The 11235-nt window shown below is 55.4% G+C and carries 6 protein-coding genes; all 6 read left to right on the top strand.

Annotated elements, in window-relative coordinates; genetic code table 11:
* Window positions 1-441: 441 nt before the first annotated feature.
* The 6 genes from ACE3SE_RS19215 (at window position 442) to ACE3SE_RS19190 (ending at window position 11176) form a co-directional block, all read left to right on the top strand.
* Window positions 442-726, top strand: a complete 285-nt coding sequence (locus tag ACE3SE_RS19215; RefSeq protein ID WP_199103055.1) for a type II toxin-antitoxin system Phd/YefM family antitoxin — start codon at window positions 442-444, stop codon at window positions 724-726.
* The gene (locus ACE3SE_RS19210; RefSeq protein ID WP_374557557.1) at window positions 689-985 is read left to right on the top strand and encodes a Txe/YoeB family addiction module toxin; all 297 of its coding nucleotides are present in this window, start codon (window positions 689-691) and stop codon (window positions 983-985) included. The genes ACE3SE_RS19215 and ACE3SE_RS19210 overlap by 38 nt, the downstream gene beginning before the upstream one ends.
* 216 nt (window positions 986-1201) lie before the next feature.
* On the top strand, window positions 1202-1615 hold the full coding sequence (locus ACE3SE_RS19205) for a GFA family protein (RefSeq protein ID WP_374557555.1): 414 nt from the start codon (window positions 1202-1204) through the stop codon (window positions 1613-1615).
* A gap of 262 nt (window positions 1616-1877) precedes the next feature.
* Window positions 1878-3122 carry an ammonium transporter gene (locus ACE3SE_RS19200; protein ID WP_374557553.1) on the top strand — a complete coding sequence of 415 codons (1245 nt, stop codon included), beginning with the start codon at window positions 1878-1880 and terminating at the stop codon, window positions 3120-3122.
* Window positions 3123-4019: 897 nt separating this feature from the next.
* Entirely contained in the window at window positions 4020-4586 is a 567-nt protein-coding gene (locus ACE3SE_RS19195; protein ID WP_374557551.1) for a hypothetical protein, read from the top strand.
* A gap of 101 nt (window positions 4587-4687) precedes the next feature.
* A complete protein-coding gene (locus ACE3SE_RS19190) occupies window positions 4688-11176 on the top strand; it encodes a type I polyketide synthase (protein ID WP_374557549.1) in 6489 nt (2162 codons plus the stop codon).
* Window positions 11177-11235: the final 59 nt, after the last annotated feature.

Below are 11235 nucleotides of genomic sequence, written 5' to 3'. Positions count from 1 at the left end.
TGCGGCGCGCTACCGTCGCGCCGCTGCGGACAGCCGACCGCTTAAGACCCTGAGCAGCACGTCTGCGGCGGCTCGCGCTGACGGGACCCGGACCGCGTCGGGTTTGTACTCGCCATCTTTAAAAGCCGTGGGATTCGAATCTACGGCCCGGTCGGATAGAACCGGATTCTTTTATCTTTTCACATCACTTCCACCGAACCCAAGCCACCCTTGAGCCTTATACGCCGTGCGGTAGCGACACTCAATCCTGCATTCATAACCCTGCGGGTTGCTTGAGGATGTTTGAAACCACCGGCACAACACAAGAATGGAGCCTCTCCAGCTGTGCCTTGCTATTGCGTACAGGATCTTGTACGCTTTTTGATGTCTGTCCGCCAATGCAGACAACTAAAAGGAATTTCTAAGCATGTTAAGCAGCAATCAGAAGAAGGGAAGTGTGGCATGCGCGTTTTGACATTCTCTGAAGCTCGCGCCGGGTTTAAGAATGTTATGGATGATGTTTGCAACGATCATGAGCCTGTAGTTATCACGCGGGTAAATGGTCAGCACGTCGTGATGCTGTCCATGGAAGATTTCAACAGCATGGAAGAAACCATGTATTTGCTGGGGTCTGAAAAAAATGCTAATCGACTACGTGCCTCCATAGCAAACCTGAAAGCCGGCAAGTTAATCAATAAGGAAATTGAACTTGTCAGCGAAGCAGAACAACAAACAGTCCGCCGTTAAATTTGCAGCGATTTCATTTACTCCAGAAGGCTGGGAAGATTATTTTTTCTGGCAAGAAAATGATGTGAAGATATTGGCTCGCATCAACATCCTACTGGATGAATGCTTGAAAACGCCGTTTACCGGCCTTGGCAAACCGGAGCCATTACGGGGTGACTTGACCGGATACTGGTCGCGTCGGATCAATAAAGAACATCGCCTGGTTTACCTTCCACAAGCTGGCCAGCTGATTGTTTTGCAGTGCCGTTATCACTACTAAAAATGCCCGGAGAATACCGGGCATTTTCTTTTGCGTGGCCTGTTTTCTCCTGACTTTCCCGAAATATTCTCCGGCCGCGCACAGTGGCATACTTGAAGCCTGACGGGCTGCGCGGTGTGATGATGAAAATGACATCGTGTTAGAATGTCAGCCCGCAGCCAAAAGCTGATGTCAGCATCCAGCTGGTGCACCACCCCCATCTGCATGGAGTCGCATATGAGTTCCAAATACACAGGGCAGTGTCTGTGTGGCCAAATCAGTTACACGGTGGATGTTGATCCGCTGTTTGCCGGTAATTGCCACTGCAAGGATTGCCAACGCACATCTGGCAGTGCCTATGTTCCGGCGATGATTTTCCCGGCAAGCAAGGTGGTGATCCACGGTGAGCCCCGTTATTTTGTTTCCACATCCGACAGCGGAAATGCACATAGCCGTGGCTTTTGCCCCAATTGTGGCTCCCAGCTGTTTGCCAGGTTCAGCCATCTTCCCGATGTGCTGGGTATCAAGGCCGGGACCTTGAATGAAACATCCCGATACCGGCCAATGCTGGATTTCCATGTGGCAAGCGCCGCAGAGTGGGATTTCATGAACCCGGAACTGCCTAAAAAACAAGGTGCCGCAAAAGATTAAGCGCTCAACTTTGGCCGGAGGGTGGCCTGTGATGCCATCCCTCGGCTGCTTTGTTGACGACAGAGGGCAGGGCAAGCTCTCCGTGCGGACAAGGCAATGCCAAAGACAACAGGCTACAGGCCGCGCAAGTGATGGCCAGCTGCCATCCTTGCTGTCCCTGCTCATTCTTTTGATCTGGAGCAAACAGGGCTATCGCGCCTGAGCGCAGCATTCGATCCATAAAATATTAGTAATTAATTATTTATGGATAAGGATGTGAACGATGACTGCTCCAATACCGCCTCTTAATGTGGGCAATACCGGCTTCATGCTGCTGTGTGCCAGCCTGGTCATGCTGATGACGCCCGGGCTGGCTTTCTTTTACGGTGGCCTGGTGGGCCGCAAGAATGTGCTGACCATCATGGCCCAGAGCTTCATGTCGCTGGGCTGGACCACGGTGCTGTGGTTTGCCTTCGGGTATTCCATGTGCTTCGGGCCAAGCTGGCATGGCATTGTCGGCGACCCCACTTACTACGCCTTCATGCATGGCGTTACCCTTAACACCATGTACACCGGCAATGACGCAGGTATTCCGCTGATTGTGCATGTGGCCTACCAGATGATGTTTGCCATCATCACCCCGGCGCTCATTACCGGTGCCTTTGCCAACCGGGTGACGGTGAAGGCGTATTTCCTGTTTCTTACCGGCTGGCTGGTGCTGGTTTACTTCCCCTTTGTCCACATGATCTGGAGCCCGGACGGCCTGCTGGCCAAGTGGGGCGTGCTGGATTTTGCCGGTGGCATCGTGGTGCACAACACTGCCGGTTTTGCCGCACTGGCTTCGGTACTGTATGTGGGCCGGCGTTCGGTGGTGGAGAACAAGCCGCATAACGTGCCCTTGATTGCCCTTGGCACCGGCTTGCTGTGGTTTGGCTGGTATGGCTTCAATGCCGGGTCCGAGCTGCGGGTGGATTTCATCACCGCATCGGCCTTTCTCAATACCGACGTTGCCGCCTCGTTTGCCGGTACGGCCTGGTTTTTCCTGGAGTGGTCGCATGCCCGTCAACCCAAGTTCATCGGCTTGCTGACGGGTGCGGTGGCGGGCCTTGCCACCATTACGCCAGCGGCGGGCTATGTGTCGCTGGGTACGGCTGCAGTCATCGGCGTAATAGCCGCCGTGGTGTGTTACTACGCGGTGCAGCTGAAAAACCGCCTGGGCTGGGATGATGCGCTGGATGTATGGGGCGTGCACGGGGTGGGCGGCTTGCTGGGGACATTGCTGCTGGGGGTATTTGCCAGCAAGGCCTGGAATCCGGCGGGCGTTGACGGCTTGCTGATGGGTAATCCGGATTTCCTGTGGAAGCAGGTGGTGGCTGCGGTGGTTTCCGGTTTGTGGGCCTTTGGCTTTACCTACGGCATGCTGTGGCTGATCAACAAGATGACGCCGGTGTTGATTGACGAACATACGCAGGAAACCGGGCTGGATCAGTCCCTGCATGGTGAGGAGGCTTACAGCGGCACCTTGTGATCTTGCGTTGCCGCTTTTCTTCTCTGTGGCGCACGGGTGCTTCCGGCATCAGCCTGTGCGCTGAGCGAGACTTGGTCATGGCTTTGTTTGGCCGTGCCGCAAGCAGGCTGCATTACCGCTAATGCAGCCTGTCCGGCCCCAGTGTGTGGCCGCAGTTTCCCGTTATGTTCTGGGGGGCTCACCGCGAAACAGATAGGTTTTACTGCTGTTTTACACCGAGTCTCTTCGGGGCTGAAGCCTGGCCAATTCATGCACGATTTCCGGTGCCTTGGCTGATGCAGCCCGGTGGCCTGCAATAGCGAATCAGCAACCCGGCATTCTCAAGGCCTGGTTTGCTGTTTCATATTGATTCCTCTCCCGGCAGTCCTTCCTGTCTGCCACCCCCGTAGCTGCTTGCGGTATGTGGCACTCTCATCTTGTTGCCGCAATTGTTCTTCTGTTTCCCTCCAGCCTGTTTGGGCTACTGCTCCTTGAGTTCCTTACTGTTTATTTCCTGTTGTGTTTTTGAATGGATATGAGGTGGATCGTATCCATTCGTTTGTTTATTTTTTATGGTTTTAAATTTGCTTAGCCGAGTCTTTTTTAAGGCATTTCTTAGGTGCATATTTGTTTGTGAGTGTGGTTTGAAAAATATCAAGGCTGAATTTGAAATATAATTTTCTTAATTTATTTTGGCTTTTTTCTGATGGTGATTTATTGGTATTTGTGAGTGGTTTTTTCCTTTTATAGGGCTTGGGTCGATTTTCATTACAATATGTTGTTTTGTGCGGTCTTTTTGAGTGTCGGGTTGTTTGATTTTAATCAAGTGGATTGGGACTTGTTGATTAATCTGTCTTTTAGGATGGTGGACTGAAAAATTTTTATGGTATTGAATGGGTGCTGTTTTGCTTTGGCGAGATGAAAGGCAATTCAACTGTTGCAACACTATTGTGGGTTATTGATATGTCGCTTCTTGAAGTGGGTTTGCTGGATTTAAATGATCAGTCACGTTTGTTGCAGTATGAGCAGGCAATGTATTGTGCTTTTTCGTCTGCACCGATCGAAGCAGATGGAGTCTGGATGGTCGACCACGTTACAAAGCGGATTGCGACCAAAATTTCCTATCAGAATCAAATTATTGTTGCGGCTGATTGGCACAGTGAATTGGTGGCCGCCGTTGCCATTAATATGGATATGCAAAATGAGCTGCAATTAGAGAGGCTGGGATTTCGTGTTGGTCGCGAGCCTGGGATTGCAGTAGAGGCATTGGCGTTGTTTGCCAATAAAATAATGGCAGGGCGTGAAATATTGATGGCACGTGTAGCCAGAGATTGTAGTGCAATTCTGAGGAAGCAGGGTATTAAAGTGCTATGGGCTACTTGTGAAAAAAAGCACTTGCGTGCTTATGTCGGTGCCGGTTTTCTCATGTGCGAGGAGGCCATGTTTAGGGGGCGGTGGGTATGTTTGCTGCGTTACGTTCTTTGAATCGGAAAGCTTTCTAATTGTCAAGTTTCGGTTTGGAAGGTGTTTTGAAAGTGAATGATTTTTGAAGTTTTGCTGATATTTCGATGAGGAAAGGACGGGTCATGGAGGTTGCAATCGTTGGTATCGGATGTCGATTCTCTGGCGGTGTGCGCAGTCCGGCGGATCTATGGAATATGTTGCTGAACAAGCAGGATGGCATGGTTGAAACACCGCCAGATCGCTGGAGTAATGAACGATTTTACGACCCTGACCCGGAAATTCCCGGCCGTATGTATGTAAAAAAAGCAGGCTTCCTGCACGATTCGCTGGAAGAGTTTGACCCGGAGTTCTTCGGCATTTCCCCGCGCGAGGCCGCCATTATGGACCCGCAGCAAAGATTGCTGCTGGAGGTGGCGCAAGAGGCGCTGGATGATGCCGGCTACGCCGGTCGTGTGGCGGGGCGCACGGTTGGTGTTTATATCGGCGGGTTCACTGCTGACAATATGGCGGCCCGGCATTCCAAATATGCCCGGCATTCCATTTCCATGCACACGCCCACCAGCAGCACCTACACCATGCTTTCCAACCGTATTTCCTATGTGTTTGATTTGCGTGGCCCCAGCATGACAATAGATACGGCCTGCTCTTCTTCGCTGGTGGCATTGCATGAAGCGGTATCTGCCTTGCAACGAGGCGAAATTGAAATGGCCATTGTCGGTGGGGTGAATGCCATGATTCGCCCCGAAACCTTCATCTCCATGTGCAAGGGCCATTTTCTGGCGGCTGACGGGCGCTGCAAAACCTTTGATAAAGACGCTGATGGTTATGCCCGGGGTGAGGGAGCCGGCGTCATCATATTGCGCAGGCTGGATCAGGCGCAGGCACAGGGTGATCGTGTTTATGCCGTCATCCGGGCGACAGGTTCCAATCAGGATGGCCGTACCCCCGGCATTACCGTTCCCAATCCGCAGGCTCAGGCCGCGTTGATGCAGGAAGTGACAGCCCGCTCCGGGGTGGCCCCGGAGGATATCGGCTATGTGGAAGCCCATGGTACTGGCACGGCAATCGGCGACCCGCTGGAACTGGCATCCATTGGCAAAGTGCTGGGCGCTGTGCCGGGGCGCAAAAATACATTGCGCGTGGGCTCCATCAAGGCCTCCATCGGCCATACCGAAGCCGCAGCCGGAGTGGCCAGTGTCATCAAGACGGCGTTGATCCTCCATCACCGCACCATTGTTCCGCAAGCATGGCTGAATGAGCTGAATCCGGCCATTCCCTTCGACGATTACCGGATTAGCGTGCCGCAGCAGCTAGAGCCGTTCCCGGATGACTACGCCTTGCCTGCTGCCAGTGTGAACGGTTTTGGTTATGGCGGCAGCAATGCCTATGCCGTGCTGGTGGCGGCTCCGCCAGTCACTGCCGCAGATGACAGCCAGAGGCCGAGGGCGGATTCCGCACGTATTTTCCCGGTATCCGGCCGCAATGAAGAAGGGGTGCGTACCTTTGCCAAGGAACTGGCAGAACAAGTCAGCACCTTGGACGGCACGGCAGCGCTTGATGCGCTGGCCGATGCAGTCTGGCTGCGCCGTGTTCATCAGCCCTTGCGCTACGCACTGCCATATCAAGACAAGCAAGATCTGCTGAACCGGCTGGAGGAAGTGCAGGCTGGTAGTGGCAAGGCAGCTGCCCGTGTATTGCCAAACGGCAAGCAGCTGGTATTTGTTTTCAGTGGCATGGGGCCGCAGTGGTGGGGCATGGCACGGGATTTATGCCGGGCTGAAGGACGCTTTGCCGAGGTGGCTAGGGAAATTGATGCCATTTTCAGGCCGTTGGCTGGCTGGTCCATCATCGATGCCTTGATGACAGATGAGTCACATTCGAAAATGGCGCGTACCGAAGTGGCCCAGCCGGCAAACTTCCTGCTGCAAATAGCGTTGGCAGCAGAGCTGGAAACCCTGGGCGTGCGGCCGGCAGCGATTGTGGGGCATAGCGTGGGTGAGGTGAGTGCCGCGTATTTGTCCGGCATGCTGAGCCTGCAAGATGCGGTCAAGGTTTCCTATCACCGTTCCAGACTGCAAGGCCGCATGGCAGGAACTGGCAGCATGCTGGCTGTGGGCATGTCCGAGGCGGCTGCTCGCGAACGCTTGCAGGGTATGGCTGGCGTTGAAATAGCTGCCATCAACAGCCCGGCCGGGGTGACGTTGGCGGGTAACACCGTCCAGTTGCTTGATCTGGCCGAAGCGCTGAATCAGGAACAAGTGTTCAACCGCATGCTCCGTGTCGAGGTGCCATATCACAGCTTCCTGATGGAGCCCATTCTGGAGGAGCTGGCCACGGTACTGGCCGATATTCAACCTCGCCAGCCGTCCATTGCGCTTTATTCTACGGTCACGGGCCGGCAAGTCGGGCCGGAAAGCCTGTGGGACGCAAGCTACTGGCTCAGCAATGTCCGGCAGCCGGTTTATTTTGCTGACGCGGTTGCCTCTTTATTGGCCGATGGTTATCAGGCGTTTCTGGAGCTGGGGCCGCACCCAACCCTGAGCAGCAATGTATTGCAAGTCATTGCCAGCAAAGGGGAAACCGGTCGCTGTGTTTCTACCCTGCGTCGTGAGCAGCCAGATGTCGACTGCATCCGTCAGGCGCTGGCTGAACTCTACACCATGGGTGCGCTGGACGGAGCACTGCCGCCGGGAGGTATCACCGGGGCTGTCAGCCAGCAGGATTTGCCGTGTCACCAGTTCCAGCGCGTGCATTTGTGGAACGAGGAAGCACTGATGCGTCGCGACCGTCTGGGAGATGTCGACAAGAAGGTATTGCCGGGTTTCCGTAGGGAGTCCAGTTCGCCGGAGTGGGAGTGCGATCTGAGTGTCGGTGCCTTGCCATGGCTGCACGACCATGTGGTGGCGGGCGCTACCTTGCTGCCTGGTGCTGCTTATCTTGATGCAGCACTGGCTGCAGCAGCCCAGCTGCAAGGTGCTGAACAGGTGGTGCTGGAGGATGTTGCATTCATTTCTCCGCTGGTCATCGCCGCGCACGAAGCACCCATGCTGCGCCTGTCGGTGGATGAGAGCATTGGTGCTTTCTTCATTCGCAGCCGCAATGATGACGAAGCCGGCTGGGCGCTACGGGCAAGGGGCAGAATCGTCCAGTCCGCTTATGCGCCAAACCGGGTATTGCATACACAGGCAGACATGCTGGCACAGGAAGAGCGCCTTACCGTCAGCGGCGAGGAGCTATATGCACGCCTGGAGCAAATCGGCCTGCATTATGGCACTGCTTTCCGCCGCATCGTGCAAGCCGAGGTTGGCGAGAACACCATTCTGGCCCGTCTGGATGGTATTGCGTCAGATCGTCACCAGGCCCATCCCGCCGTGGTGGACTGTGCTTTGCAATGCATGGCCGCCTGGGCCTTGCTGGCGAGCGAAAAGGCCAGTGGCCCGGTGGTGCCTGCAGCCGTGCAATCGGTCCGCCAGTTCGGGTCCTTGCCGTCCAGTGTGCAGGTATTGGTCACCAGGCTGACCCCGCGGCATGACGAATCCGACATGGTGGCCGACATCCTGCTGGCGACAACGGATGGGGACAGCGTGCTGGAGTTGTCACGGGTGCAGTTCCGCCCGATTTCTCCCCGTCAATCCATTGCCAACGAGCTGGAACCCCTTTGGTATCAACTGCTGTCCGAACCCCTGACGCTGGATCCGCCCGGCGAGCCGGACGAGGAGGCAGCAGCCCCGGCCCGTATGGCTTATCTGATTGTGGATACGGGGCAGGACCGTAGCCATTGGGCACAGCAAGAAACCAGCGCCATGCCCATGCGCTATGTGCGCTTGGCCGAGCAGGAACCGGCAAAAGCCGCTGATTTGCTGGCCCCGCAACTGCATGCACTGTTGAGGGAGGTTCAGGGCATGCCCATTACCGTACTGATCTGCTCCACCGGGGACGGAGAAGCCAGCCATACAAGACATGTAGATGACCGCATTGACCCGAACCCGTTTGACATGGATCGGGCGCTTACGGCAATGGCGGCACTGGTGGGCGCGGCCATTGCCACCCAGGAAGTCCTGGCTGCCCAAGAGGATACCCACGGCACCGTGCCACAGGTTCGCGGAGTGCTTGTTACCAGTAATGCGCTGGCAATCAGCAATGATCAGGTGCCATGCCTGAATCAGTCTCCATTGCTGGGGGTGCGCCGGGTATTGCGCAATGAGTATTCAGCCTTGCGCTGGCGCTTGCTGGATTATGACCGTCTCCCCGGTTTCACCGCCTTGCATGACCTGCTGGTGCGCTTGGAAATGCGTGCGCCAGAAGCAGATGAAGTGATGATGCGTGATGGCGTGGCGTATGTGCAGCGACTGAAACAGAATTTTGCCGATCATAAGGCGCAGCTGGAAGAAGCACAGCCGTTGCGTGATCCGGAGGCAAACTTTGCCATTGAATTTCCGGCTTCCAGGTTGCTGAGCGACCTTGCACTCAGGGCCACTCCACGCCAGGCACCGCAATCCGGCGAGATTGAATTAAGGCTGGATGCGCTGGAGTTGAATTACAAGGACGCCATGAAGGCGATTGGGCTGCTGGGCGAAAAAGAACTTGGCTCAACCTATTTTGGTACTGCGGTGGGCATGAGTGGCGTCGGTGTGGTCAGCCGGGTTGGGCGGGATGTGCATGATGTCCGGGTTGGGGATGCCTTGATTTTTGGCTGCAAGGGCATGGCGCAGCGCTATGTCACCACCCGGCTTGATAATGGATTTTTTGTCAGCAGGGACCCTGCCATTCCCATTACCGCTTTCAGTGCCATGGTGCCCTTGTTGACGGCCCAGTACAGCATTTTCCACGCTGCCAGGGTGCAGGCCGGAGAAATTGTCCTGGTCCATGGTGCGGCTGGCGGTGTTGGCATGGCCAGCATCATGGCCGCCAAGGCTGCGGGTGCAAGAGTGTTTGCCACAGCCAGCACGGCGGAGCGCCGGGAAATGGTGAAGGCCATGGGCGCAGAGCAGGTCTTTGATTCCCGCACCCTGAATTTTGTTGATGAAATCATAGCCCTGACGGACGGGCATGGGGCCGATGTCATCATCAGTAGCGCACCAGGCGAAGTGATTGCCGCCAATCTGAAAGTGGCTGCAGAGTTTGGCCGTGTGGTGGAAATAGGCAAGCTGGATATTTTCACTTCCCGCCAGTTATCGCTGTCGCCATTCGAGAAGAATCTGTCCTTCATTTCGGTTGATATCGACAGGATGAGTGCGAGTGCGCCCGAACTGGTCAGGCAGTTGCAGGACGAGATCGTGGCCATGATCCGTTCGGAAAAATACCAGCCCTTACCCACGCATTTGCTGCCATTGTCACGCATGGATGAAGCCTTCCACATGGTGCAGCGCTCAAGTCATATTGGCCGGGTCATGCTTGATTTTCGCGATGCCGATGTTTTGATCAAACCGCAAATTCCTGCAACAGAAATACACCCGGATGCCAGTTACCTGATTACCGGCGGCTTTGGTGCCTTTGGACTGGCCACCGCACGTTGGCTGATGAGAAAAGGAGCCCGGCACCTGGTGCTGATGGGGCGCAGCGGTGCTGTCACCCGCCAGCAAAAGACGGCATTGGCCGCACTGGAGGCCGCAGGTGTGAATGTAGTGACTGCCAGGCTGGATATTGCCAATCTGGACCAGCTATCCAGCTGGATGGCAACCAGCGGGCGGCAATTGCCACCGATACGCGGTGTGTTTCATGCGGCGGGCGTGGTACAGGACGGTCCGTTCAGTGGCTTGACCGAGCAGGTCATGCGTCATGTGCTGGCACCAAAAGCCTTGGGCGCCATCAATTTGCACCGTGCAATACAGGCAGAAAAAATCAGTCTGGATTACTTCGTATTGTATTCCTCGATAACTGCCATCAATGGAACCGTGCCACAAACATCGTATGCCGCGGCCAATACCATGCTGGATAGTCTTGCCGATTATCTGAAAGCCCAGGGGCAAGCGGTGACCGCCATTAACTGGGGAGCACTGGGTGGTGGAGGCATGGCCGAAGCCTCGGACGAAGTTGCACGCTATCTGGCCATGATGGGACTGCATCTGATTGATATGGACCATGCGACAGACTACATGGACTACGTCATTGCCAGCGGTGTCGGGCATGCCATGATCTGCAAGGTGGACTGGGGCGTGTGGGGACAGGCTTATGGCGCTTCAGCTGGCACGACCCGGTTTGCAGACATCGTCAACAAGGCAGCTGCCGGAATGGGAAGCAGCAATGCCGTGCTCAAGGAAATCATGGCGCTACCTGATGGAGAAAGAGTCGACGCCTTGATTGCAGTCCTTATCAAGCATATTTCGTCGGTCATGGGGATTGCTGCCGACAGCATAGACATTCACACGCCCTTGTCGGAATTGGGCATGGACTCCCTGATGGCGGTCGAGTTGAACCTTAGTTTGACCACCGTGCTCGGGGTGGAATTGTCTGTGCTGGAATTCAATCGCGGTGGCGGCCTGGCTGCATTGGCAGCTCGTTTGCTACCACGCATGGTGGAGGCAGAAAAGGCCAGGCAAGGTCTGCGCAATGCACAAGCCCAGGCCCAGACCGAAGAAACCACGACAGACGGTCCTGCCCACGTCAAATAGAGTGACCGCAGGGTTGGATAGAACCGGGTTGGCATTGCTTGCGTGGGCAGGCAATGCCT

The organism is Aquitalea pelogenes (assembly GCF_041914625.1).
Classification (GTDB): Bacteria; Pseudomonadota; Gammaproteobacteria; order Burkholderiales; family Chromobacteriaceae; genus Aquitalea; species Aquitalea pelogenes.
The sequence above is the reverse complement of the archived record's forward strand: the minus strand, read 5'-3'. Positions and strand labels throughout refer to the sequence as shown.